Source organism: Nocardia sp. NPDC051911 (assembly GCF_040681035.1).
In the GTDB taxonomy this organism is placed as follows: Bacteria; Actinomycetota; Actinomycetes; order Mycobacteriales; family Mycobacteriaceae; genus Nocardia; species Nocardia sichangensis.
Window position 1 is genome coordinate 15,537 of sequence record NZ_JBFAXY010000010.1, and the last position, 23,669, is coordinate 39,205.

Annotated in this window: 23 protein-coding genes; 7 read left to right on the forward strand and 16 right to left on the reverse strand. The window is 65.8% G+C overall.

What is annotated here, in order from left to right; genetic code table 11:
- Nucleotides 1-4: 4 nt before the first annotated feature.
- The 4 genes from AB0L97_RS14480 to AB0L97_RS14495 are packed head-to-tail and all read right to left on the reverse strand — an operon-like array spanning nt 5 to nt 3,753.
- Nucleotides 5-787 (reverse strand): ATP-binding cassette domain-containing protein, encoded by a 783-nt coding sequence (locus tag AB0L97_RS14480; RefSeq protein ID WP_355080596.1) that lies wholly within the window; start codon nt 785-787, stop codon nt 5-7.
- Nucleotides 784-1,827 (reverse strand): ABC transporter permease, encoded by a 1,044-nt coding sequence (locus tag AB0L97_RS14485; RefSeq protein WP_364429178.1) that lies wholly within the window; start codon nt 1,825-1,827, stop codon nt 784-786. Before AB0L97_RS14485 ends, AB0L97_RS14480 begins: the two co-directional genes overlap by 4 nt.
- A gap of 10 nt (nt 1,828-1,837) precedes the next feature.
- On the reverse strand, nt 1,838-2,845 hold the full coding sequence (locus AB0L97_RS14490) for a sugar ABC transporter substrate-binding protein (protein ID WP_364429181.1): 1,008 nt from the start codon (nt 2,843-2,845) through the stop codon (nt 1,838-1,840).
- An 11-nt stretch (nt 2,846-2,856) separates the two neighbouring features.
- Nucleotides 2,857-3,753: a TIM barrel protein gene (locus AB0L97_RS14495; protein WP_364429184.1), complete on the reverse strand. Its 897-nt coding sequence runs from the start codon at nt 3,751-3,753 to the stop codon at nt 2,857-2,859.
- 254 nt (nt 3,754-4,007) lie between these two features.
- Between AB0L97_RS14495 and AB0L97_RS14500 the strand changes: the two genes are divergently transcribed.
- On the forward strand, nt 4,008-5,009 hold the full coding sequence (locus AB0L97_RS14500; protein WP_355080602.1) for a LacI family DNA-binding transcriptional regulator: 1,002 nt from the start codon (nt 4,008-4,010) through the stop codon (nt 5,007-5,009).
- Nucleotides 5,010-5,058: 49 nt separating this feature from the next.
- Nucleotides 5,059-6,078, forward strand: coding sequence for a Gfo/Idh/MocA family oxidoreductase (locus AB0L97_RS14505; RefSeq protein ID WP_364429189.1), 1,020 nt, complete (start codon nt 5,059-5,061; stop codon nt 6,076-6,078).
- A 135-nt stretch (nt 6,079-6,213) separates the two neighbouring features.
- Here the strand turns inward: AB0L97_RS14505 and AB0L97_RS14510 are convergent, their stop codons facing one another.
- Together AB0L97_RS14510 and AB0L97_RS14515 are read right to left on the reverse strand one after the other, a co-directional pair.
- Nucleotides 6,214-6,759 carry a GNAT family N-acetyltransferase gene (locus AB0L97_RS14510; protein WP_364429192.1) on the reverse strand — a complete coding sequence of 182 codons (546 nt, stop codon included), beginning with the start codon at nt 6,757-6,759 and terminating at the stop codon, nt 6,214-6,216.
- Nucleotides 6,756-8,066, reverse strand: coding sequence for a hypothetical protein (locus AB0L97_RS14515; protein WP_364429195.1), 1,311 nt, complete (start codon nt 8,064-8,066; stop codon nt 6,756-6,758). Before AB0L97_RS14515 ends, AB0L97_RS14510 begins: the two co-directional genes overlap by 4 nt.
- A gap of 925 nt (nt 8,067-8,991) precedes the next feature.
- Between AB0L97_RS14515 and AB0L97_RS14520 the strand changes: the two genes are divergently transcribed.
- Nucleotides 8,992-9,258: a hypothetical protein gene (locus AB0L97_RS14520; RefSeq protein ID WP_364429198.1), complete on the forward strand. Its 267-nt coding sequence runs from the start codon at nt 8,992-8,994 to the stop codon at nt 9,256-9,258.
- Between the two features lie 235 nt (nt 9,259-9,493).
- Here the strand turns inward: AB0L97_RS14520 and AB0L97_RS14525 are convergent, their stop codons facing one another.
- The 3 genes from AB0L97_RS14525 to AB0L97_RS14535 all read right to left on the reverse strand — a co-directional run bounded on the left by AB0L97_RS14525 (nt 9,494) and on the right by AB0L97_RS14535 (nt 12,716).
- Nucleotides 9,494-10,678 carry a restriction endonuclease gene (locus AB0L97_RS14525; protein ID WP_364429201.1) on the reverse strand — a complete coding sequence of 395 codons (1,185 nt, stop codon included), beginning with the start codon at nt 10,676-10,678 and terminating at the stop codon, nt 9,494-9,496.
- Nucleotides 10,679-11,839 carry an AAA family ATPase gene (locus AB0L97_RS14530; protein WP_364429204.1) on the reverse strand — a complete coding sequence of 387 codons (1,161 nt, stop codon included), beginning with the start codon at nt 11,837-11,839 and terminating at the stop codon, nt 10,679-10,681. It abuts the gene before it with no gap.
- 526 nt (nt 11,840-12,365) lie between these two features.
- Nucleotides 12,366-12,716 carry a DUF6463 family protein gene (locus AB0L97_RS14535; protein ID WP_364429207.1) on the reverse strand — a complete coding sequence of 117 codons (351 nt, stop codon included), beginning with the start codon at nt 12,714-12,716 and terminating at the stop codon, nt 12,366-12,368.
- A 30-nt stretch (nt 12,717-12,746) separates the two neighbouring features.
- Here AB0L97_RS14535 and AB0L97_RS14540 point away from each other — a divergent pair, with 30 nt between their 5' ends.
- The gene (locus AB0L97_RS14540) at nt 12,747-13,370 is read left to right on the forward strand and encodes a TetR/AcrR family transcriptional regulator (RefSeq protein ID WP_364429210.1); all 624 of its coding nucleotides are present in this window, start codon (nt 12,747-12,749) and stop codon (nt 13,368-13,370) included.
- 122 nt (nt 13,371-13,492) lie between these two features.
- On the opposite strand, the gene AB0L97_RS14545 is transcribed toward AB0L97_RS14540, so the two are convergent.
- From AB0L97_RS14545 to AB0L97_RS14560, 4 genes are all read right to left on the reverse strand, one after another.
- Nucleotides 13,493-14,908 (reverse strand): VWA domain-containing protein, encoded by a 1,416-nt coding sequence (locus AB0L97_RS14545; RefSeq protein ID WP_364429213.1) that lies wholly within the window; start codon nt 14,906-14,908, stop codon nt 13,493-13,495.
- Between the two features lie 75 nt (nt 14,909-14,983).
- A complete protein-coding gene (locus AB0L97_RS14550) occupies nt 14,984-15,868 on the reverse strand; it encodes a MoxR family ATPase (RefSeq protein WP_364429216.1) in 885 nt (294 codons plus the stop codon).
- 31 nt (nt 15,869-15,899) lie between these two features.
- Entirely contained in the window at nt 15,900-16,943 is a 1,044-nt protein-coding gene (locus tag AB0L97_RS14555) for an acyl-CoA thioesterase (RefSeq protein ID WP_364429219.1), read from the reverse strand.
- Between the two features lie 192 nt (nt 16,944-17,135).
- Nucleotides 17,136-17,600, reverse strand: a complete 465-nt coding sequence (locus AB0L97_RS14560; RefSeq protein WP_364429222.1) for a nitroreductase family deazaflavin-dependent oxidoreductase — start codon at nt 17,598-17,600, stop codon at nt 17,136-17,138.
- 97 nt (nt 17,601-17,697) lie between these two features.
- Here AB0L97_RS14560 and AB0L97_RS14565 point away from each other — a divergent pair, with 97 nt between their 5' ends.
- Together AB0L97_RS14565 and AB0L97_RS14570 are read left to right on the forward strand one after the other, a co-directional pair.
- Nucleotides 17,698-18,312 (forward strand): helix-turn-helix domain-containing protein, encoded by a 615-nt coding sequence (locus AB0L97_RS14565; RefSeq protein ID WP_364429225.1) that lies wholly within the window; start codon nt 17,698-17,700, stop codon nt 18,310-18,312.
- 248 nt (nt 18,313-18,560) lie between these two features.
- Nucleotides 18,561-18,971, forward strand: coding sequence for a hypothetical protein (locus AB0L97_RS14570; RefSeq protein WP_364429228.1), 411 nt, complete (start codon nt 18,561-18,563; stop codon nt 18,969-18,971).
- Nucleotides 18,972-19,043: 72 nt separating this feature from the next.
- Here the strand turns inward: AB0L97_RS14570 and ilvC are convergent, their stop codons facing one another.
- From ilvC to AB0L97_RS14585, 3 genes are all read right to left on the reverse strand, one after another.
- Entirely contained in the window at nt 19,044-20,045 is a 1,002-nt protein-coding gene (gene ilvC / locus AB0L97_RS14575) for a ketol-acid reductoisomerase (RefSeq protein WP_174372187.1), read from the reverse strand.
- 226 nt (nt 20,046-20,271) lie between these two features.
- Complete coding sequence (gene ilvN / locus AB0L97_RS14580) at nt 20,272-20,775, reverse strand: acetolactate synthase small subunit (RefSeq protein ID WP_039799659.1); 504 nt, start codon at nt 20,773-20,775, stop codon at nt 20,272-20,274.
- Nucleotides 20,772-22,706, reverse strand: a complete 1,935-nt coding sequence (locus AB0L97_RS14585) for an acetolactate synthase large subunit (protein ID WP_364429231.1) — start codon at nt 22,704-22,706, stop codon at nt 20,772-20,774. Before AB0L97_RS14585 ends, ilvN begins: the two co-directional genes overlap by 4 nt.
- Before the next feature lie 426 nt (nt 22,707-23,132).
- Between AB0L97_RS14585 and AB0L97_RS14590 the strand changes: the two genes are divergently transcribed.
- Nucleotides 23,133-23,642, forward strand: a complete 510-nt coding sequence (locus AB0L97_RS14590) for a PH domain-containing protein (protein WP_355080632.1) — start codon at nt 23,133-23,135, stop codon at nt 23,640-23,642.
- Nucleotides 23,643-23,669 lie beyond the last annotated feature (27 nt).

The following is a 23,669-nucleotide window of genomic DNA, read 5'->3' on the forward strand; positions in this document are numbered from 1 at the left end:
TCGTTCACGGTGTCACCACGCGTCGCAGTTCGTGCTGCAACGCCTCCAGTTCCGCCCCGCCCGCCATCTGGCGGGTCAGTTCCGGCAGGTCGATCTCCGATTTCTCGTACGAGCCGAGCATCGCGCCCCGCTTCAGCAGCAGGAATCGGTCGCCGACCGGATAGGCGTGGTGCGGGTTGTGCGTGATGAGCACGACGCCGAGCCCGCGTTCGCGCGCCCGCACGACGTACTGCAACACCACCCCCGCCTGCTTCACGCCCAACGCGGCGGTCGGCTCGTCGAGAATCAGCACCTTCGCGCCGTAGTGCACGGCCCGCGCGATGGCGACGCACTGCCGCTGCCCACCCGACAGCGTGCCGACCGGCTGTTCCATGTCGCGGATCTCGATACCCATATCCGCCAACGCCGTTCGCGCGATCGCGCAACCTTTCTTGCGGTCCAGCAGCCGGAACGGGCCGAATCCGAATGTCGGCTCCGAGCCCAGCACGAAGTTGCGCCACACGCTCATCAACGGCACCACCGCGAGATCCTGGTACACCGTGGCGATGCCGCGATCCAACGCCTCGCGCGGTGAGGCGAACCGCACCGATTCGCCCTCGACGCGCAGTTCGCCTCGGTCGTGCCGGTGCACTCCGGCGAGGATCTTGATCAGCGTGGATTTGCCCGCGCCGTTGTCGCCGAGCACGCAGGTCACCTCGCCCGCGTTCACCACCGTCGACACCTCGCGCAGGGCGACGACGCCGCCGTAGCTCTTGCCGAGGTCCACGGCCTCGATGAGGGAAGTCATCGGCGCACCCTTTCGGCTCGTTTCTGGAATCGGTTGTTGACCAGCACCGCAGCCAGCAGCAGCACACCGAGGAACAGCATGAACCAGTCGCTGTCCCAGCGGGCGAACACGATGCCTTGGCGCGCCATGCCGAAGATCAGCGCGCCGATCGCGGCCCCCACCGCCGAACCGAAGCCACCGGTGAGCAGGCACCCGCCGACGACGGCGGCGATGATGTAGTGCAGCTCCAGCCCGACGCCCTGGTTGGCCTGCACGCTCGCGAACCGCAGGATGTTGCAGGAGCCGACCACCCAGCCGGCGAACGCCGTGCCCATGAACAGCAGGATCTTGGTGCGATCCGCGGGCACGCCCACCGCGCGGGCGCTGGGCAGCGCGCCGCCGACGGCGAAGATCCAGTTGCCGAACCTCGTGCGGACCAGAACTATCGCGGCGATCGCGGTGAGCACGACCCACCAGACCACCGACGCCTGGAGGTGCGCTTCCCCGATATCGAGTGTCGAGGCGAACACCCAGCCCGCCGACTGGTAGCCGTCCGCGCCGCGCACCCCCGATACTTGCACCGTGTCGGTGACCAGCCGTGTCACGCCGAGATTCAGGCCCTGAAGGGCGAGGAACGTACCCAGGGTGACGATGAAGCTGGGCAGGCCGGTCCGCATCACCACCCAGCCGTTGAACGCGCCGACGACCAGCGCGAACACCAGCGAAGCGAGCAGCGCGAACCACACGTTCCAGCCGGCGTGCACCGCGAGCAGGGCGGTGACCAACGCCGTGGAGGCGGTCATCACGCCCGCCGACAAGTCGAACTCGCCGCCGATCATCAGCAGGGCCACGGCCACCGCCATGATGCCCAGCGTGGAGGCGTCGTCCAGCCAGGTCGCGACGCCGAGCGGACTCAGGAACCGGTCGGTGACGACGGAGAAGAAGACGAACACCAGCAGCGCGCCCAGCGCCGCGCCGATCTCCGGCCGCACGGCCAGGCGTTGCAGCGGTGAGCGGCCCGCGTCTTGGGTCCGGTCGGGTGTCTTTGTGGCAACGGTCATTTCATCCACCTCATCGCGTGCCCTGCGCGACGAGCGCGGCGACGGCGTCCACATTGCTCTTGTCGACGAAACCGGGTCCGGTCTGCACCGGAGCGCCGCCTCCGGCGGTGTTCAGATTCGTCCGGTACAGCTTCAGCAGCACGATCGGCAGATAGCCTTGCTCGTACTGTTGCTGATCCACCGCGAACAGCAGCTTCCCGGCCCGGATCGCTTCCACCACATCGGAATTCAGGTCGAAGGTGGCGACGGTCGCGGCCGAACCGGCTTCCCGCACCGCGTCCACGGCTCGCGCGGCGACTTGCGAGTTCAACGTCAGAACCGCGTCGATGGAGCGGTCGGCCTCCAGCGCTCCTTTGATCCGTGATTGCGCGTCGGTCGGATTGTTGATGTCCACCTGGAGCGTGGTGGCATTGCCGAAGGCCTTGGTCGCGCCCGCGCAGCGCTCGTTCGCGCCGATATTGCCCGCTTCGTGGATGACGCACAGCATCTTCGTGCGCCGCGCCTCGGCGAGCCGTCTGCCCGCGGCCTGCCCGGCCAGCGACTCGCTTTGGCCCACATGGACGAACGCGCCGAACTTCGCGCTCTCGGACTCGCCCGAATTGATGGTCACCACCGGAATGCCAGCGGCGACAGCCTTTTCCACCGACGGCCGCAGCGCCTCGGGATTGGCCATCGAGACGACGAGCCCGTCGACGCCCTGCGCCACCGCGTTGTCGATCAGCTTCGCCTGCTGGCCCGGATCACCGGAAGCGTTGTACTCCACCCGGATTCCGAGGTCCTTGCCCGCCGCTTCCGCACCGTTCTTGACCACATTCCAGAACGCGTCGCCAGGGCTGCCGTGGGTCACCACCGCGACGGATTCCACCGTCCCAGCGGCCATCGGTGTTTGCGAGGGCGCGGGCGCGTCGGCGCCGGGGCCGGTGCACGCGGCCAGGAGCGCGGCCGTGGCGATCCACGGCAGCAGGCGGCTCGAACGCCGCCCCCTCGCGGTGAGGCCGCGCTGTGGTGTCGGAGACATCGTCGCTTCCTTCAGATTCCCGCGGCGGCGAGCGCGATGTCCGCGAGGTGGCGCAGGCTGCGCCCGGTGTCGTCGCTCGCCTGCCGCGCCGACTCGCCCGGCCGCAGCGCGGTGTCCTGCTCCAGCACGTACCAGCCCCGGTAGCCCGCGGCCCGCGCGGTGTGCACGAGTGCCGCGATGTCGACCTCGCCCTCGCCCAGCGGCACATACAGCCCACGGCACACGGCCGAGCTGTAGTCCAGCTTTCCGGCACGGACCTGATCGGCCAGCGCGCCGCGCACGTCTTTGAGATGGATGTGCCCGATCCGCTCCGCGTGCCGTCGCGCGAGCCGGACCGGGTCGGTGCCGCCGATGAGCAGATGCCCGGTGTCCAGGCAGATGTCGAGATCGGAATCGGCGAGGAACCGCTCGACCTCGGCCTCGCTCTCCACATGGGTGCCGACATGCGGGTGCAGCACCGTGCGCAGGCCGTGCGCGGCGGCGACGTCCCGGATCGCGGTGGCCGTGTCGACCAAGGCGCTCCACTCGGAGCCGTCCAGTTGCGGGCGCGCGTCGTACCCGTCGAAACCGGTCGCGGCGGCGAGGACGAGGACTTCAGCGCCCGCGGCGGCCAGCTGGGCGGCGGTGTCCTCGGCGCGGGCGATGGCGTCCTGCCGGTCGCGGTGCAGCACGGCGGCGAGGAATCCGCCGACGGCGGTGAGTCCGAAGGTCTCCAGTAACCGGCGCAGCTCACCTGGGTCGCGTGGCAGATAGCCGGGAGGACCGAGTTCCGTCGCGGTCAGGCCGAGTGCGGCCATCTCCGCCAAGACGGTGTGCGCGTCGAGCATGTGGCCCCAACCGGGGACCTCGCATACTCCCCAGGAGATCGGCGCGGCCGCGATGCGCAGCGGGTAGAGGGATTCGGTCATCGGTGCTCTCCGACCTTCGACGTCGAGGTGAACCGCTCTATTGGAGCGCTCCAACTATGTAACGCAGGTCATAGGGTGTCAAGAGTCGTCAGCGCGTCGCCAAAACGCAGTTACCAGGCGATATTCGGCTGTGAGCGCCTCGCCCGAACCGATACGCTACTCGTGACGTCCCATTAGAGCGCTCTATTGATCAGCCCGCGCGCAGCTTGTATCGTCCGAGCCGAAAAGGCCTGCGAACGCGGAACGGAGGCGACATGGCACGACCGACCATGGAAGACGTCGCCGCCCGCGCCGGCGTCTCCCGCGCCCTCGTCTCGCTGGTCATGCGCAACTCCCCGAAGGTCAGCGAGCACCGTCGCCGCGCCGTGCTCGACGCGGCGAAAGACCTCGGCTACCAACCGCACATCATGGCGCGCTCGCTGGCCAGCCGGACCTCCAACATCGTCGGCGTCATGGTCTCCGACCTGCGCAACGCCTTCTTCGCCGACGTCGTCGAAGGGATGGACGCCGCCGCCCAGGCCGCCGGCCTCGAACTGATCCTCAACACCGGCCGACGCACCGCCGCCCGCGAGCGCACCGCGCTGGAGAGCCTGCTCTCCTTCCGTCCCGGAGGGATCATCCTGCTGTCGCCGATCCTGCCCGCCGCCGCTATTCGCGCAGCGGCGCAGCAGGCTCCGCTGGTGCTGGTATCCCGCACGTCCACCGTCACCGAGATCGACACGGTCAACGACAACGGCGAGGTCGGCACCGGATTGGCCGTCGACCACCTGGTCATGCTCGGACATCGGCGCATCGTGCACCTCGACGGCGGCGGCGCTTTCACCTCGGCCCCACGCCGCAAGGGCTACCGCGCCGCCATGCAGCGCCACGGCCTGGAGCCGATGGTCGTGCCGAGCGAGCACACCGACTCCGCGGGCATGGCCGCGGTGCGCAAACTGCTGAACCTGTTCTCCCACGACAACTTCCCCACCGCCCTGGTCTGCGGCAACGACTTCAACGCCGTGGGGGCGATGTCCGCGCTGGAGGAAGCGGGCCTGCGGGTGCCAGAGGACGTCTCGGTGGTCGGCTACGACAACACCTCGCTTGCCGCGCTGCGTCACGTCGCGCTGACCACCATCGACCAGCCCCGCATCCAGATGGGCCGCCTAGCGATCGACGCGCTCACCGAACGACTCCGCGACGGCCGCACCACCCCAGCGCGCCGCCGGGTGGAACCGTCACTCGTCGTCCGCTCCACCACAGCCGCCCCACGCTGAACCACCGGCGCCCGCCAACACACGTCGCGTCCATATATAAGGAGAGCCGATGTCACCCCACCGACCCGTCACGCTGGGCCTCGCCGGAACCGGCCGCATCGGGACCTCACACGCCGAGACCCTGAAGAAACTCCCGAAAGTCGCCACCGTCGTGGTCGCCGACGCCGACGCCGACCGCGCCCGCACCACCGCCGCCGTCCTCGGCGTCGAATTCGCCCCCGACCTCGACACCCTCTTCGCCGCCGACCTCGACGGCCTGATCATCGCCACCGCCACCGACTCCCACCCGGAACTCATCATCCGCGCCGTCGACGCGGGGATCCCCGTCTTCTGCGAGAAGCCCGTGGCGGCCGACATCACCGGCACGCTCGCCGTCATCGACCACACCCGCAACTCCTCGGTTCCCGTCCAGATCGGCTTCCAACGGCGGTTCGACGCCGGTTATCGGGCGGCGCGCGAAGCGATCCGCTCCGGCAAGCTGGGGTGGCTGCATACCTTGCGGGCGACCACACTCGATCCGGCCCCGCCGCCCGCCGAGTACATTCCGCGGTCGGGTGGGATCTTCCGCGACTGCGGGGTGCATGATTTCGACATCATTCGGTGGGTGACGGGGCGGGAGATCGTCGAGGTGTATGCGCTCGGGGCGAACCGGGGCGCGGCGTTCTTCGCCGAAGCGGATGACGTCGACACGGCGGCGGTGGTGCTGCGTCTGGATGATGGGACGCTGGCCACCGTATCGCTGACCCGGTACAACGGGGCCGGGTACGACGTTCGGCTGGAGGCGTTGGGGTCCAAAGGGAACGCGATTGTCGGCTTGGACGACCGCGCGCCGCTGACTTCCGTCGAACTCGACCACAGCCCCTCCCCCTATCCTCCCTATGCCGGGTTCATGGAACGGTTCCGTCCGGCGTATGCGGAGGAACTGGCAACGTTCGTCGAGGTTGCGACCGGGCGGCTCGACAATCCCTGCACTTCGGCGGATGCCCTGGAGGCGTTCTATGTTGCCGAGGCGTGCGAGCTGTCGCGGCGACAGGGTCGGGCTGTCGAAACAGCAGAAGTAGGGCGCTGAGAGAAAACCGAGGTTGCTGGAATCGAGATTCCGATTCAGTGATCATGTTGTCGGCGGAAACTCGTATGGGCATCGTGGAGTTACACGATGGGCTCGCGCTCGTCCCGCGGGCACACCTGAGCGGCACTGGGTGAGTCAGCTCAACAGCCGGGCCATTTCATCCATAACCGGGGAGTCGGCGAACGGCCGGTCTTCTCCGATCAAACGCCAACCCCATGCCTCGTATGCGGCGCGGGCCGGGTTGCCGACTCGCACCAGCAGGTAGGCCAGTGGTTCCGGCCGCCGCGTCAGCAAGGCGTCGTGGATGGTCCTCGCGAAACCTCGACCTTGGTAGTCGGGATGTACGGCGAACTCGCGAAAGATGTAGACCGGCGCGCCCTCCGTCTCAGCGAGCAATTCCGGGTAGACCCGAACTGCTTTCTTCCACACTGCTTGTGGTCGGCTGTAGGGAGTGCCGAAGGCATAGCCGATCATCCGACCGTCTGTCCGTCCTGCGACCAGCTCGAAGCCTGCTATCGGTGCGTACATCTCTTCGAGACGTTTCCAGAATCGCACTGGGCTGTACCACGGGTTGTCTTGCTGCTCCCGATGGGAGTCGAAGTACAGGGCCTTGAGTTCGTCTTCGAGTTCGAGTGCCTCAGCGGCGTCGTAGTGGGCGAGATCGAGCAGGCGCGAGGTCATGACCCGATGGCCTTCTCACGACAAAAGGCGTCGTCCCGCAGTAGTTCGTGGAGTTCCAGAGCGCTGCGCATGCGCCGCTGACCCTTCGGTACGGCCGCGAGGACTTGTTCCCCCAAACCCATGACAAACCGCGTCCGGTGCTCGATCGGCAAACCCGCCAAGGTGGTAGTTGCATGACCAGCACCCTCAGTTGGGTCTCCTGCCGAGACCAAGCAGATGGCACGCTGCAACTCGATCTGGACCGGCCCGCGCCGACTATTCGGCGGATACAGGTTGAGCGCCGCCGCCTGCGCCTCTTCTGCCCGGCGGCTATCGCCGAGATGGGAGTACACGAAGCTTTCGGTGAATTTGACTCGTTCTTCCGGATATGCCCAGCAGTGCCAGCCGTGATCCTTGGTCATGGAAGACGGCAGATCGGCGAATGTCTCCCGTAGATCGTTCAATGCCGACTCCGCCTCGTCCGCGCGACCCAACAAAGCGAAGGACTGGGCCCGCGCAGCAAGCAGGCTGGGTCTCCCGACTGCCGGACCGTCCGCGATCAGGGGATCGCATTTGCCGATCTCCTCGATGATGGCTTCAGGATCCAGTCCGTCATAGATCCCCCGGATGGCTTTGCGTCCCCGCACGAACATGATGGTGTGGGGATCGCCTGAGCAGTCTGCGGCGTAGCGAGCCGTGCGCCACCACCGTGCCCCTTCGCGTCGGCGGCCGAGGTCTCCGATGGATTGGGCCATGTACTGGCTCAAAAGAGCGCCTATCTTGTACAGCTCGCGGCGCTGGCTAGCGCTCCGCGATAGACCGAGCGCCACCTCGAGGCCCAGGACATCCACCAACAGCATCTCTTGCAACTCGGTGGACGTATGGGTGACGTATGCGGCTCCGTATTCGCGGACTGTCTCGTTCCAGTCCTCCAGATCGATCGGAACACCCTCTGACATGGCGCGATTCAGCCCGTGCCGAGCCGACTCCAATCCGAAGGCCATACCGACACCGGCGGCTGACGTGCTGAGCAGAAAGGTTCGGCGTTGCACGTCGTCAACCTCTTTCCCCGCGCTCGGCAGGAATATCGGTGGATCGTCCGACTCCATGGTATCGCCGCCGATTCCGCCCTCGACCGGGCGAAAACCGAGTTCGGCGTCGGTCGCGACGCCGAGTACGGCCCTCAGCCCGGCGCGGTAGTCCGCGTTCGGCCAGTGGAAGACGCCGCGCTCCAACTTCCCGATGTAGTTGCCCGACAGTTGAACAGCCCGATCTGTTCGTCGATAGACCCAGGCGTTCACCGCGTCGGCGAGCTCTGCGCGAGACAACGGATGCCCCGTGACTTCGGACTTCGTTCGTGCTCGTGCCGCTCTGAGCTGGTGATTCGGTTCAGACAAGCCCCGTCCCCCTCGTTCGGTAACCCGCAGCCAAATCATTGCATCCGCCCCGAGCATCCAGCCCCGAACCAGCCCGACCTCCCCCGATTCTCCCTTGTCCCTCCCTCAAACAGGCGTTCCCGCAATACACCGCCGAGGCGGAATCTGGCCACAGCACTCGACGCGGACTCTTCCGCACCGGGTGCCCGTCTTCGATCGACTGAAGTGAGAGGCCCAACAATGCAATTCGTCTACAGACATGCGGCAGGTAGTGCGACGCGCCAAGCACCATCCGTGCGCGATATACCCGCAGACACATTGATGTCCAGGTGCCGGTTTTATCGGGAGGTCTGCGGCCTGCCCGCACGCGTGCAGCCGCAACTCCGCCAGCTCTTCATCCCCTCTGGCAGCGTCGGGGGAATCACCGTCCCCGCCGAACTCGGCGCAGCCATCAAGGTCCACATGCATAGGCAGGGCGTTCGCCTCGGCCCGATCGTCTCGCACCCCCGATCGAAGCGATGGACGTTCCTCGTCCTGCCGGACGTGCCCGACGACGTGGCTCTATTCGGAGAATTGTTCCGTCTGAACGCCTCCGTCGCCCGTCTCGGCGCACAGATCGCACTCCCATCACCCACCGACCGACCTGGGTTCCGGGTGTGGGTACAACCACCCCGCGACCACTACCGCCCGTCAGGGCTAGACATCGTCGAAGCCATCCGCGCATGTGCCCGGCCCGGTCCGCGTCGAGGACGATAGGGGTAGCCACAGCATGGACACCGCCGAGCGCGACTGCGCGACCACCACTTGTCCCTCGGCCGCAACTGAGGAAGAGAGAATGCGCGGGCGCTTGAACGCTTATCGACACGTAGGAGCGGTCGTGGTCCGAGATCCAGACGGCCCCGTCGATGTACGTGTATTCATCGACGGCGTGGAGGCCTCTATCACCGAATTCACGATCGATGCAGGCGCAGGGTGGTGCTGGGCAGACTGGACGCGCTGCCGAAACCAAAACCTTGCGGCCGCGTTCGCATCGGCAAGACAAGCCTTGCTAGCCGTGTATGCCGACCCGCCAGGAGGCAGCTATATCGCCGATCGCGGCGATGCGCAGTGGCTCGATGGCATCAACAATAGCGACAACCGATGAGGACCAACGATGACTTGGGATCGACTGACGATCGGCAGTTGGGTCAGCACGAGTGAAGGATGCCCTGTCAGAACCGTCATAAGTGAAGGCAGCGACTGTGTGACATTCGTGCTCGGGACGTCAGGCAACGAATTCGAACTTACGATGGACCGCTCAACCCTTGCGGAGGTGCTTCACCTCGGCTCAGCGGCGTTGATCGCGTTGGTGCCAGCCAGCCGTTAGTGGCGAAAGTCGACTATCGGTGCAGAATCGTGCGTGCAATGCTGTCGATCTCTTGCAGTAGCTTTGCTGGATCGGCGCCGAGATCGAGAGCGCGGCAGTGGATAGTGATGCCGGAGCGCACTAATTCGTGAGTCTTGACCGGTCCATTGCCCTTCGCATAGATTAAATGGCCTTCATTGAGTCCGAGCGTCGCACAGTATGCGAGCATCTGATAGATGTCCTCTTCAGGAAATCGTTTGGCCTTCTCAACCTTATACTTCGCATCGATCACTGCGACCGGCCGATTACTCGCGTCGTACCAGACCAAGTCCGGCCTTATATGAATTGTTTCCGCCAGATCCATCCAGATCCGGGCCTGGGTAACCGCGCGCCCGCCATATCGGCGCATAGCCGTACTCAACGCATTTGTCACGAAATTTTCATAGATAATACCCATATCGAACATGAACCCCGTGACAGCCAAGCTTCCGCGACACTGGTCGAAGGAGCTGTTGTCGAGGATGACTTCAGACAACCGGAGCACATCGTGGTACCTGGCGTTCAGCCTTGTCGGACGCCAGACTGGACGGGGAGCGTTTCTCCGAGGAAGGAGCACATCATTCATCTGGTACCGGATACGGCTGAGTTTGTACCGAGCCTCTGCGCTGATCTGCGGCAGAACACTCAAAGTCGACGCAGCCGCCAGAACGATTCTGTTCTCGGCAATATCCGTAGTAAAGTCGTCGTACTCGATCGCGACCGGCAAAGGCAAGCCGTGCCGTCGGGTAATCTGCTCGTTGAAATCTATGCGGCCCCGAACCAGTTGCAGCGACTCACCTTTCTTCTGGTAGCCCTGCAGCAGGCCACCCTCCAAGGCGCGAGACGCCAAACGCACAAAGGACTCGGAGACCGCCGGAAAAAGGCCATCCACCTTGTCCAGATGTATCACTTCCTCACGCCATATTTTCGGGTTAGAGCAGTACCCTATGAAAAAGAGCAGTCGCCTCAGCTCGGCCACCTTCGGCCGTACGTCGATTTGAACCGAACCAACCCGTATAGAACCCACATTCCTACCGGGCTTGAGCGTGTATCGCCCTCGAGCGCTGAAGACGTTGAGGAATTTTGCCTGTTTCAGGGCATCGAATTCTCCCGGCGCGAGGTCGACAGTCTTTGACGCCCCGAACTCGATCAGCTCGATCAATGATTCAATACGGTCCACCTACGCGACACCGTTGAGGTCTACCATCGCGCGCTCAGCGATGGATGCCAACGAATAAACCTCCTGGACGTCGAGGTTCGAATCGCCGAAGTGATACTCCTGAAGTAGAGGGATTATCGAAGTCCGCCACGTCAGATCCATACCTCTCTTGGTGATCGCCTCAGGACGCATGAAATATGAGGGCCCGATCTTGAAGTCTTCGTCTTCAATGGTGTCGTTCAGCATATCGACAAGATCGGCGACCATCGTACTGTGCCCTTTCGCCTTGAGCCAGTTCCGCAGGATGCTGCGAGTTGGCTCGTCGGAGGGATGGAGCGACGTGAATGCGAACCGTCGCCGCATGGCCGAGTCCACCAACGCAATGGACCTGTCCGCCGTATTCATTGTGCCGATGATGACTATGTTCCGCGGCAACGAAAAGGATTCTTTACCATCAGAGTACAACAGGTCGATGCACTCGTTTCGGTATTCGAGGAGGTAGTACAGCTCACCGAATATTTTAGCTAGGTTTCCGCGATTGATCTCATCGATGATCAACGTGTACACCTCTTCGGGATTATCTCGTGCTTCTTTCGCCAACTGACGTAAAGGGCCCTTATGGAGGTGATACGCCAGTTGACCGTCTTTCGACTGGACTGGCCGGAACCCCTCGAAGAAGTCCTCATACGAGTACGCTGGATGGAACTGAACAATCTTGACGTTATCCTTGCCGGATAGATGCTCCGCCAGTGCTTTGGCGAGGTAAGTCTTACCAGTTCCGGGTGGCCCGTAGAAGATCAGCTGCGGCCTATCGCGGAGAAGATCGATGCACTCCTGTAGCCAAGCCTTCGGCACGAACAGTTGTTCGGCCAACTCGTCGGTCGCGTCCGCGAAAGCTGGTTTGACATTCGACTGTCCGACCTGGTTGCGCTTCGGCCGCCACGTAAGGCCGAAAGCGTCAGAAAAAATGTTCATCAACTCAGCGGCGTTCTCGAGAGTGAGTTGCAGCGACTGGCTGCTCTTAGGGTGAGACTCGCGCTGGTCGGAACCGAACGTGGACAGGTGAACCAGAGGCGTGTCGTCGAAGTCCTTGATCACCTTGTATTGGCACGAGACAGAGTTCTCGAGCTTGTGAGGTCGGATCTCCTGTTGGCTCGGTACGATCTCGCGGATACGCGCCATCAGTCAGAACTCCTGTCCGAGCGGCGATACGGAATTATCGATGTTATGTGGCCCAGGCGTCCTGCCAGGCTCGATTCGGGTCTGTCCCGGCGCGCCGCTCGAGTCGGTAGGCAGTTCTCAACCGAGCTGACGACGCGAGACTGTCCCTGCGCTGCCCTCCCCGACCTAGCCATGGCGACCAGAATAGCGCCGTACACCGACACTTTCGCCGAGGCTAGGTCTTTCACCGGCCGAGGTATTGCCCGTGCCCTGCACGACGAACTGCTCGAGGGTCGGTCGCAACGGCGCGCAACTCTGCTGGTACGGCCGGACAACAACCGGGCGTATGACAACTATCGGCGGTGGGTGGTATCGCGTCGGCACACTGCGCCCGGATTGGCCCGACGCGCCGCGATTCGATGTTCTGATGCGCGATCTTCAACAGGCTCACGTGGACCAGAAGGGTGCTGCTGCACGTTGAGGAAGAGCTGCGGCTCAGCGCTTCCATGCAGCGATTCCTGTCCGCCGTGGCCGAGCGGGGTCCGACTCACCCTGCCGGGATCGCGGCGATGCGGCGACGGCGCACCCACCCACGGACGCCGATGGCCAGCGGTACCAGGACGGTGAGAAACCCTGACACCGGCTCGAATACGAGGCCGAACGCGGTGAGCACGGCGATCGCGGTGAGGATCGGCGCTGGTACGTAGCCGCGGGTTCGTTCCGTCTCGATCACGGCGATGCCGAAGCCGACGGCGGCGACTCCGAACGCGGTGAACCAGAAGGCGAGTTCGGTCTCCTCGCGACCGGTCGCCCAGATGACGCCGCCGAGCGCGGTATGTGCCGATCCGATGAATGTGAGAAGACTGCCCGTGATCGGAAACGGAGTTTTTGAATCCATATTCCGAAACATTGCCTTAGGCTGTCCACCATGGCAAGACCCCGGCGCTTCACCGATGAGCAGATCCTCGACGCCGCACGCGACTTGCTGGCCGATCCGGCGACGACCAGGCCGACCATCGCCGCGATCAGTGCCGCTTCCGGCGTCCACACCGGATCGATCTACGTGCGCTTCGCTTCCCGCGAAGAGTTGCTCGCACGACTGTGGCTGCGCTCGATCCAGCGCTTCCATATCGGATTCGTCGCCGCGCTGTCGGGAGCCGACCCACTGCTCGCCGCCGCGATGCACCTGCCGCGATATTGCCGCGAGCATCCCACCGAAGCTCGTGCGATGAAGATGTTCCGGCGCGAGGAACTGCTCGAAGTGGGCTCTGCCGAGTTGCGTGCGGATATCGCAGGAGTCAACGACCGGATGAACGACGCACTGCGTGCCGCCGTCGCGGCGGAATGCGGCGAGGCCGACGAGCATCACATGGCGATCGCGGTGGCTGCCGTCAAGGCGATTCCCTACGGGCTCGTCCGCGAATACATCGCGAACGCGGTGGCCATTCCGGACTGGGTCGACGACGTCACCGCTACCGCGACAGCCGCCGTTATCCACAAGCTGCGCCGGACTGGTGTTCAAGTAGGCGGCCGCAGCGCTGGTGGTAGTTGAGCAGGGCTTGGTGTTGTCGGCGACGCGCCAGCCGACCGAGCCCAGATGTGGTCAGCGGGACGGAGCGGTGGCAGTACCAGCCAGCTGAGCAGGCCAGATAAGACACCGTCGCAGCGGCCGACTCACGCTGGTAACAAACGCGCGATGACCTCGGTCAACTGCTTGACGTTTCGGCACTCGTGCATCGTGACGTTCGCCGCGTACACGTGGGCGGCGGAATCCCCCGTCGACCATGACCGAGACGGCTCGGGATTCAGCCAGTAGGTGTGCTTCGCCCGGTCGGCAATGGTCTGCACCGCAGCGAGATTCGGGTCCGTGCGGTTCGTGCGGCCGTCACCGAGGATGAGGACGGACGTACGCGGACCGAGGGCGTCGGCGTAGTTGTCGAGGAATCCTTGAAAGGCCTCGCCGTAGTTCGAACTACCGAAGCGAGCGACTTTCGTGGAGCGGATGATTCGGGCGGCGGTGCCGGGGGTCGGCGGTTCGCCGGGGGTGAAGAAGTGGGTGATCTCGTCGCAGGTGTCGACGAAGCCGAAGCTGCGGACCTTGCTGAACTGGTCTTGCAGGGCCTGGATCAGCTGAAGGGTGAATTCGGCGAAACCGGTGACCGAGCCGGAGATGTCGGCGAGGACGACCAGGTCGGGGCGGCCGTGTTTGCGGGCGCGCAGGACCGGGTCGATGGGGACGCCTCCGGTGGCCATGGAGCGGCGCAGGGTGCGGCGTAGGTCGATCTGGCCGCGGACGGCTTTGCGGCGGCGGACGGCGAGGCGGGTGGCGAGTTTGCGGGCCAAAGGGTGGACCAGGCGACGCATTTCGGCGAGGTCCTGTTCGCGGGCGCCGAGGAAATCGATCTGGTCGGTGCTGGATTCGACGCCGCGGCGGGCGATGTATTCGGTGCCGCGCAGCTGTGCGGAGCGCAGGCGGGCCTCGGTTTGGACGGCGGTGCGGAAAGCGGCGAGGCGGCGGTTGGCCTCGATGGTGTGGACGGTGGTGTCGAGCTGGGAGGAGCCGTTCATGCCCGCCACGACGCGATCGATGAGTTCGTCCGGGCGTAGGGCTTTCATGGTCAGGTAAGAGGACCAGCCCGCGCCGGATGCGGTGGTGATCGGCGCGGTGGACTGCCCGGCGCCCGCGCCGCCGTAGCCGCCGAGTTCGGTCAGCGCCTGGCGGGCCAGTTCGGCGACCGACTCCGAATCGTCCTGTGCCAGTGTGGCAACGAGACGATCTCGCAGCGCTTCGATGGATTCGGGCGTCGACGGATCGACGGACTGTGGCTGTTGGGCGGTAAGGAAATACAGGTCGAAGAGTTGATCGAACACGGCGCGTTGACCATTGCGGCGCAGCAGGCAGGCGGCCATGCCGGAGCGCAAGCGATTGCGATCATCGATTCCGAGGGCGATCATCGCCTCAGCCGCGTCGATGGTTTCACTCGGCCCCGCGTTGATGCCGTGATCCCGCAGCAGCCCGACGAATTCAACGAGCCGATCGGTCATCGATCCGGTACCCATCTCACCGGCGCGGCTTTCAGCGATGCTCATAACGCCCCAGCCCGGCACTGGGCGCGATGACCGGCCTTGGCCGATAGGCGGTCAGCGGTCGGATGGAACCCCACCTCACCGCCCACCTTGCTCGGCATCCAGATCGAGTCCGAGCCGCTCGATCGCCACGCGGTGGTCGGATTGATATTTCAACAGCACACCGAGCGTCGAGCGGACGACACCACCGGATAGATTGCGCGCACCCAGAGCGACCAGCGTCTTCGCCCAATCGACGGTTTCGGCGATCGACGGCGCTTTGCGCAACGAGAGCTGGCGCAACGCACCGACCACGCGGACCACCGGCTCTCCCAGCGCCTCGTCCAGCTCCGGAACCTTCATCCGCACGATCGCCCGCTCCAATTCCGCCGTCGGGTAATCGATGTGCAGGTACAGGCAGCGCCGCTTGAGCGCTTCGGACAGCTCGCGGTTGGCATTGGAGGTCACGAACACGAACGGCTTGCGCACCGCGGTGACGGTGCCGAGTTCGGGGATGCTCACCTGGTAGTCGCCGAGCACCTCGAGCAGCAGGCCTTCCAACTCCACATCGGCTTTGTCGAGTTCATCGATGGGCAGCACCGTGGAGCGCTGGTTACGGATGGCGGCCAGTAGCGGGCGCGCGAGGAGGAACTCTTCGGTGAAGACATGGTCGCGGGTGCTGTCCCAGCCTTCGTCGTCCGAGGCGGTGATGCGCAGCAGCTGCTTGGCGTGGTTCCACTCGTAGAGGGCGCGGGCCTCGTCGATACCTTCGTAACACTGCAGCCGCACCAGGTCGGACGTGGTCGCCGCGGCGACGGCCTTGGCCAGCTCGGTCTTGCCGACGCCCGCCGGGCCCTCGATCAGCAGGGGCTTGCCGAGGTGGCCCGCGAGGAACACGGCGGTGGCGATATCGAGGGACGGGAGGTACCCGGCCTCGGTGAGACGCCCGGTCACCTCGTCCACCGACGCGAAGAACTTACTCATCGGTAACTAGTCTAGACCGGGCGCTTGGGCCTCAGCTCGGCGCAGGTATGCGGAAATGGCTCGGCTCGGCGTCGGACGGCACGGCGCTCGCCACAGTGAACGGCTCGACCAGCGAGCGCAGTTCGATGAGGTGCCTGGCGTGCGCGTCCAGCGCGCGATCCTCCTCGGAGACCGGCTCCCACTGCGGCACCGGCCGTGCTTTGCCCTCGCCGTCAAGCGCGACGACCACGGCGAGACCGTGCGCGGCGAGCGCGGGCTCGTCGGAGTGGGCGTCGGTGGAGGTCACGTGCACGCTGACGTGCATGCTGCGCGGGCCGGTGTGGATCAGCCGCGCGGTGACCTCGACGACATGGCCGATGACGATCGGCCGGTAGAAACGGATGCCGCCGAAGTACGAAGTGATGACCCGCTGCCCGGCCCAGTCCGCACCGCAGACGTAGGCCGCTTCATCGATCCACCGCATCGTGCGGCCGCCGTGCACCTTGCCGCCCCAGTTGATGTCCGACGGCGCGGCCAGGAACCGCAGTGTGGCGCTCGGCGCGGTGCCCGCCGACGTGTAGCGCTGCGCGGCCATCGCCTCCTCGATCAGCTTGCGCACCGAGACCCGGGCTCGCGCCTGGCGGTGCCGCTGCAATTCCAGCAGCGTGGCGGGATTCCATTGCGGCACTTCCACGGTGCGCCGGTCGTCGTCCACGGCGACGAAGATCGTCAGGCATTGCGCCGACTGCACCGGCTGCACCCTGGTGGGATCGGTCGAATAGACGGTGACCAGGATGTGCATGCTGGTGCGCCCGGTGTGGACCAGATTCGCATGCAATTCGACCAGCTCACCGATCGCGATCGGCCGGTCGAGATGGATATTGCCGACGTAGGCGGTGACGCAGTAGCGACCGCTCCACTGGGCCGCCGCCGCGTAGGCGACCTTGTCGATCCATTCCAGGAGTTTGCCGCCGTCGACCGATCCGACGATGCCCGCGTCGTCGGGCTTCACGAGAAATCGGTGGATCGCCTCGGGTCGGCGGCCGGCCGAGGTCGGGACGGTCACGGTGCGGTCGAGCTTTGTCGAGTGGGCCACGGTGCGGAATCCGTTCGGACAGGGAATCTCCGGGTGTACATTTCTCCGACCTCGTTGTCCGGAAGAACCCTAGGCCCCAGCCGCCGTACGAGCGAGTAACCAGACGGTCGCTACAACGGATGCCTTACCGCGCGGCGGCGGGAGAGCGATCCGCACGGCGCTAAACGGACCCGGGCAACGACCCGGCCCGCCTCAGACCGGGCTCAGACGAACGATCACATACCCGTTCGCCATGGCTCGCCGCAGATCGTCGCGATCGACCGTCCCGTCCGGCTCCAGCTCGATACCCGCGTAGCGCCCGTGGATCGGATTCGCCGACACCACGACCGGAGCGAGCGCGGCGAGCCGGGCCTCGTCGGCGATCACTTCGGCCCTGGCCTGGATCTCGCTGCCGCGCAGCCGAACACGCACGGCTTCACCGTCGCGGAGATTGCGCCGCCATCCGGCCGTCGTGCCGACGAGCAGCGCTCCGTCATGGTCGGCATATCCGACCGGATTGGTGTACTCGCACCCCGATTTCCGCCCGAGCACCGTGACCAGCAGCAACCTGCCGCTGAGCAACCGATGCAGCGGAGACCGGAGCAACGACCTGACGACGGCGTCCCCGGTGCGCTGGATACGCGATTGGGACGGTCGCGCCGAAGCCTGGGTGGACATATCGGTCACCTCCGAGAGATTTACTGAGTATCTACTCAGAAAATACGACCGCGTCGGGCATACTGCAAGGGGTGACGAACGAAAGATCGGAGGATTCGTGACGGCATCCGGCCGGGTCGAAGGCCGCCGCCGTGGGCGTCCCTCGACGGGCGTCCGCGACGCGGTGATCGCCGCCGCGGAGCGAATCCTCGCCGAGGAGGGTGTGGCGCGGCTGTCCACGAAAGGGGTCGCCGACCGCGCCGGGGTCGCCGAGTCGAGCATCTTCTATCACTTCCGCGACCGGACCGGGCTGTTGCAGGCGGTGGTCCAACGGCATCTGCGACCGGTCAAGGACGTCCTCGGCGACATCGACGCGCACCGAGACCTGCGCGCCGATCTCGTCGCCTTGATGGAAGCGCTGGAAGATTTCTTCGTCGCCACGATCCCCGTCGCCGCCGCGATCCAATCCGACGCCGAACTGCGCGCGCGGTACCTCGACCGCGCCCAGGAGACGGACATCGGTCCGCACCGCGCGGTGGACGCGATGCAAGCGCGGCTCGCGGCCGCGCAGCTCTCCGCCTCGAGCGCCGTAAATCTGCGCGCGGCAGCGCTGCTGCTGGTGGGCGCGGCGCATCAGCGCGCGCTGCAACGCCACCTGAGCCCAGCGAGCGCGTTCACGTCACTGCCGTCGCCTGCGGACATAGTGGACACGGTGCTGCCGCTGTTCGGTTGATCCAGGGTGCGGCGATAGGGGAACTCCCTAATACCGCGGTTCGATTTGCCCCGCAGGGGAGAGAACACCCGTGACCTTCGGCGGCGAGTGCGCAAGAGTGTAGCTATGCAGTCGCTGTGCCGTCGGTAAGCGCGACCGCGAAGCAGTGACCGTAGATCCAAGATCTGTCTGCGGGGGTGGGCCGTGGGCGGACCCCGCAACGGGGGATGGCGGGCGGAGACGCTCGCCGCAGACCGAAAGGATTTACGTTGTTCTCGTCAATCAGCGCACGCCGTATCTTTCGCGTGGCCGTCGCCGGTGCGATCGCCGCGATTCCGTTGACCGCGCTGGCGATGCCCGCCTCCGCCACCCCGAGCACACCCGGGGTCACTCCGGCTTACAACCAGTGCGCCTTCGGCCCGTTCCAGGACTGGAGTTGCAACAACAACGTCTTGGTCGACAAACCGCACTACGGCGCACCACCTTATGGCCGCGGTCCTGGCTGGGGCCAGGGTGGTGGATGGGGCGGCGGAGGCTGGAACCAGGGCTGGGGCGACGGAGGCTGGAACCAAGGCTGGGGCGGAGGCTGGAACCAGGGCTGGGGCCAGGGCGGGGGCTGGGGCCAAGGCGGCGGCTGGGGTCAGGGTTTCCCGGGCACAGGCTCGTTCGGCAGCAGTTAGAAACTCCGCGAAAGACGCCGGTGGCCCGCTCCGGAACTCCGGAGCGGGCCACCGCGCGAATCGGCCTGGCTATCAGGCGGTCTCGGTGATCGGGCGATCGACCCAGCTCATCAGGCCGCGCAGCTTGGCGCCGGTGACCTCGATCGGGTGCTCGGCGTTCTTCTTGCGCAGCGCCTCGAGCTCTTTGTTGCCGCCCTCGACGTTGGCGACCAGACGCTTGACGAAGCTGCCGTCCTGGATGTCCTTGAGGATGTCCTGCATGCGCTTCTTGGTGTCGGCGTCGATGACCCGCGGGCCCGACAGGTAGCCGCCGAACTCGGCGGTGTCGGAGACCGAGTAGTTCATCCGCGCGATGCCGCCCTCGTACATCAGGTCGACGATCAGCTTCAGCTCGTGCAGCACCTCGAAGTAGGCCATCTCCGGCGCGTAACCGGCCTCGACCATGACCTCGAAACCGGTCTTCACCAGTTCCTCGGTGCCGCCGCACAGCACGGCCTGCTCACCGAACAGGTCGGTCTCGGTCTCTTCCTTGAAGGTGGTCTTGATGACGCCCGCGCGGGTGCCGCCGATGCCCTTGGCGTAGGACAGCGCCAGCGCCTGGCCCTCGCCCTTCGGGTCCTGGTCGATCGCGATCAGCGCGGGAACGCCCTTGCCGTCGACGAACTGACGACGCACCAGGTGGCCCGGGCCCTTCGGGGCGACCATGCCGATGGTGACGTTGGCGGGCGGCTTGATCAGGCCGAAGTGGATGTTGAGGCCGTGGCCGAAGAACAGCGCGTCGCCGTCCTTCAGGTTCGGCTCGATGTCGTTGGTGAAGATCGACGCCTGCGCGGTGTCGGGCGCGAGCACCATGATGACGTCCGCCCACTCCGAGACCTCGGCGGGCGTGCCGACGGTCAGGCCCGCCTCCTCGGCCTTCGGACGCGACTTCGAACCCTCGGCCAGACCGACGCGGACCTCGACGCCCGAGTCGCGCAGGCTCAGCGAGTGCGCGTGACCCTGGCTGCCGTAGCCGATGACAGCGACCTTGCGGCCCTGGATGATCGACAGGTCGGCATCGTCGTCGTAGAACATCTCGACTGCCACTGTGGTTCCTTCCGGGATCATCCCCGCGCGAGGCGGGGCACACCGGCTTGCGCCGGTGCGGATTTACGTTGTTCTGGATCGGATCACCCCCGCAGCCGCGGGAGGGGATCATTCCCGCGTGAGCGGGGAGGCGGCACGCCAACCGTCGATCGCAGAAAGACTAGCGTGTGGCCGCCGCTGTGCGGTCGGCCCCATCGGTATGCCGCTCGTCAGCTCATCGGGTGGCGGTGATGGACTTCGGTCCACGCCCCACCGCGACGACACCGGACTGCACGATCTCCCGGATGCCGTACGGTTCGAGCATCCGCAGCAGCGCGTCGAGCTTGGACCGGGTTCCGGTCGCCTCGACGGTGAGCGCGTCCGGCGACACGTCGATGACCTTCGCGCGGAACAGCCCCACGGCCTCGATCACCTGGGTCCGCACGCTGGCGTCGGCGCGCACCTTCACCAGGATCAGTTCGCGGGCCACCGAGCTGTCGGAATCCTGCTCCACGATCTTGATGACGTTCACCAGCTTGTTGAGCTGCTTGGTGACCTGCTCCAGCGGCAGGTCTTCGACGGTGACGACGATGGTCATGCGCGAGATCTCGGGGAGCTCGGTGCCACCGACCGCCAGCGACTCGATGTTGAAGCCGCGGCGGGAGAACAGCGCCGCGACCCGTGCCAGCACGCCCGGTTTGTCCTCGACGAGAACGCTGAGGGTATGCGTGGTACTCATCCGTTGTTCACCTTGTTCTGTTCGTGCGACATCGCCGTGTGGATGACCGCGGGCTCGGAGGCCTGCTCGTCGTCGTCGAACAGCGGGCGGATGCCGCGAGCGGCCATGATCTCGTCGTTGCTGGTGCCCGCGGCGACCATCGGCCACACCTGGGCGTCCTTGCCGACGATGAAGTCGATCACCACGGGACGGTCGTTGATGGACTGCGCCTCGCGGATCGCGGCCTCCACGTCCTCCTCGCGCTCCACCCGGATGCCGTGGCAGCCGAGGGCTTCGGCGAGCTTCACGAAGTCGGGGATGCGCAGGGTGTGCGTGCCCAGGTCGGTGTTGGAGTAACGCTCCTGGTAGAACAGCGTCTGCCACTGGCGCACCATGCCGAGGTTGCCGTTGTTGATCAGCGCGACCTTGATCGGGACGCCCTCGACGGCGCAGGTGGCCAGCTCCTGGTTGGTCATCTGGAAGCAGCCGTCACCGTCGACCGCCCACACCTCTTTGTCCGGCGCGCCCATCTTGGCGCCCATGGCCGCCGGGACGGCGTAGCCCATGGTGCCCAGGCCACCGGAGTTCAGCCAGGTGCGCGGCTTCTCGTACTTGATGAACTGGGCAGCCCACATCTGGTGCTGGCCGACGCCCGCGCAGTAGATCGCGTCGGGTCCGGCCAGGCGGCCGAGCGCCTCGATGACGAACTCCGGCGACAGCGAACCGTCCGCGGGCGGGGTCCAGCCCAGCGGGTAGGCGTCGCGCACGCCGTCGAGGTAGGTCCACCAGTCGGTCAGCGCCAGCGGCAGCGCGTCGCCCGCCGAAGGGTCGGCCTTCAGTGTCTCGATGAGCTCGACGATCACCTCGCGGCAGTCGCCCACGATCGGGACGTCGGCGTGGCGGTTCTTGCCGATCTCGGCCGGGTCGATGTCGGCGTGGATGACCTTGGCGCCGGGCGCGAAGGAGTCCAGCTGACCGGTGACGCGGTCGTCGAACCGCGCGCCCAGGGTGATCAGCAGATCCGACCGCTGCAACGCGGCGACCGCGCCCACGGTGCCGTGCATGCCGGGCATGCCCATGTTCAGGCGGTGGCTGTCGGGGAACGCGCCGCGCGCCATCAGCGTGGTGACCACGGGGATGCCGGTGAGCTCGGCCAGTTGCAGCAGCTCGGCAGAGGCGTCGGCCTTGATCACGCCGCCGCCGACGTAGAGCACGGGAGCCTTGGCTTCCATGATCATCCGCGCGGCCTCGCGCACCTGCTTGCCGTGCGGCTTGGTGACCGGACGGTAGCCGGGCAGCCGCATCTCCGGCGGCCAGGTGAAGGTGGTCTGCGCCTGCAGCACGTCCTTCGGGATGTCGACCAGCACGGCGCCGGGACGGCCCGAGGCGGCGAGGTAGAACGCTTCCGCGATGATGCGCGGGATGTCGACGCCCTCGGTGATCAGGAAGTTGTGCTTGGTGATCGGCATGGTGATGCCGGAGATATCGGCTTCCTGGAACGCGTCGGTGCCGATCAGGCCGCGGCCGACCTGGCCGGTGATGGCGACGATCGGGACGGAGTCCATCTGCGCGTCGGCGATCGGGGTGACCAGGTTCGTCGCGCCGGGGCCGGATGTGGCCATACACACACCGACCTTGCCGGTCGCCTGGGCGTAACCGGTGGCGGCGTGGCCCGCGCCCTGCTCGTGGCGGACGAGCACATGGCGCACCTTGGTGGAATCGAAAAGCGGGTCGTAGACGGGAAGGATCGCGCCGCCCGGAATGCCGAATACGGTGTCGACGCCGAGCTCCTCGAGCGACCGGATGACCGACTGCGCGCCGGTGACCCGCTCGGGCGGGAGCTGGCGGCGGTTGGCCGCGGACGTCGCGTTGGCAGCGGGCGTGGCCTGCTGATTCGCCGAAGGCGCTGGCCTACGGGCCGAAGGCCCGGGCCGTGCGGTAGGTGCGCTCACCGTCTTCGTTCCTTACTGGTTGTGGTTCCGACCCCGGATGTTGTGTCAGCGGTGTCTTGCGCTTCGCCATGCCGGACATTAGTCCGAACATAAAAAAGCCCCCGACAGCGCAGGGCTGATCGAGGGTGGCGCGTCGCAACGCGAGCTGACGTATTCGACTCAGTGTGTCAGGCTCAACGCTGGACGCGCCGGCCGATTACGAGCAACTCGTTTCGATTCACGCGCACGACGTTAAGCGGGTGTGAACCGAAGAGTCAAACAGATGACCCCGTGTGTCCCATTATGTGGGAGAGTGCGGTTGCTTGTGTCCGTTCATCAGGATGCGAGGATGGTGGTGTGTCATCACCGCATCAGTCCGTGCCACCGTCTGAATCGTCCCACACACCCGCGGGGACGACGGATACGGGTGGCGCCTCGGACGCCCATGTGATCCGCATCCCACGGCTGGCGTTCCTGGGCGTATTCATCCTGCTGATGTGCGTGTTCTTCCCCTTCGTCGGCTGGCCCGCCGGACTGTGGTGGCTGCTGCTGATCCCCGTCGCGGTGCTGGCTTGGGTGCTGCGGACGCAGACCGGCGTCTCGGACGCGGGGCTGGATTTGCGGACGCTGTTCGGCTCCCGCCACCTCGACTGGGCACAGGTGAAGGGTGTGCGAATCCCGAAGCGTGGATACGTGCGCGCCGACCTGACCGACGGCAGCGAAGTGAAGTTGCCCGCGGTGAGTTATGACCGGCTGCGCGATCTGGCCGCCTTCTCCGGCGGACGGATTCCGGACCCGTTCGCGGAGCCGAGGGAACCCGCGACGGGAGAGTCCCCCGCCGAACCCTCGGACGCGAGTAGCGGGACCTCGAATACCGAGGGCGATCCGGCGACCAATGGCTTGGCGAAGTCCGGCGAGAACGCCGAAGAAGGCACGCGACGCGACAGCGCGACGTAGCGAGTTCGGTCACACCGACCGACGCTC

Bases quoted from the DNA above. Each gene is read 5' to 3' on its own strand.
- AB0L97_RS14545 (WP_364429213.1), bottom strand. From the start codon at position 14,908: ATGAGCATCGCTGAAAGCCGCGCCGGTGAGATGGGTACCGGATCGATG.
- AB0L97_RS14535 (WP_364429207.1), bottom strand. From the start codon at position 12,716: ATGGATTCAAAAACTCCGTTTCCGATCACGGGCAGTCTTCTCACATTC.
- AB0L97_RS14495 (WP_364429184.1), bottom strand. From the start codon at position 3,753: ATGACCGAATCCCTCTACCCGCTGCGCATCGCGGCCGCGCCGATCTCC.
- AB0L97_RS14540 (WP_364429210.1), top strand. From the start codon at position 12,747: ATGGCAAGACCCCGGCGCTTCACCGATGAGCAGATCCTCGACGCCGCA.
- ilvN (WP_039799659.1), bottom strand. From the start codon at position 20,775: ATGAGTACCACGCATACCCTCAGCGTTCTCGTCGAGGACAAACCGGGC.
- AB0L97_RS14550 (WP_364429216.1), bottom strand. From the start codon at position 15,868: ATGAGTAAGTTCTTCGCGTCGGTGGACGAGGTGACCGGGCGTCTCACC.
- AB0L97_RS14485 (WP_364429178.1), bottom strand. From the start codon at position 1,827: ATGACCGTTGCCACAAAGACACCCGACCGGACCCAAGACGCGGGCCGC.
- AB0L97_RS14490 (WP_364429181.1), bottom strand. From the start codon at position 2,845: ATGTCTCCGACACCACAGCGCGGCCTCACCGCGAGGGGGCGGCGTTCG.
- AB0L97_RS14560 (WP_364429222.1), bottom strand. From the start codon at position 17,600: ATGTCCACCCAGGCTTCGGCGCGACCGTCCCAATCGCGTATCCAGCGC.
- AB0L97_RS14510 (WP_364429192.1), bottom strand. From the start codon at position 6,759: ATGACCTCGCGCCTGCTCGATCTCGCCCACTACGACGCCGCTGAGGCA.
- AB0L97_RS14500 (WP_355080602.1), top strand. From the start codon at position 4,008: ATGGCACGACCGACCATGGAAGACGTCGCCGCCCGCGCCGGCGTCTCC.
- AB0L97_RS14480 (WP_355080596.1), bottom strand. From the start codon at position 787: ATGACTTCCCTCATCGAGGCCGTGGACCTCGGCAAGAGCTACGGCGGC.
- AB0L97_RS14530 (WP_364429204.1), bottom strand. From the start codon at position 11,839: ATGGCGCGTATCCGCGAGATCGTACCGAGCCAACAGGAGATCCGACCT.
- AB0L97_RS14505 (WP_364429189.1), top strand. From the start codon at position 5,059: ATGTCACCCCACCGACCCGTCACGCTGGGCCTCGCCGGAACCGGCCGC.
- ilvC (WP_174372187.1), bottom strand. From the start codon at position 20,045: ATGTTCTACGACGACGATGCCGACCTGTCGATCATCCAGGGCCGCAAG.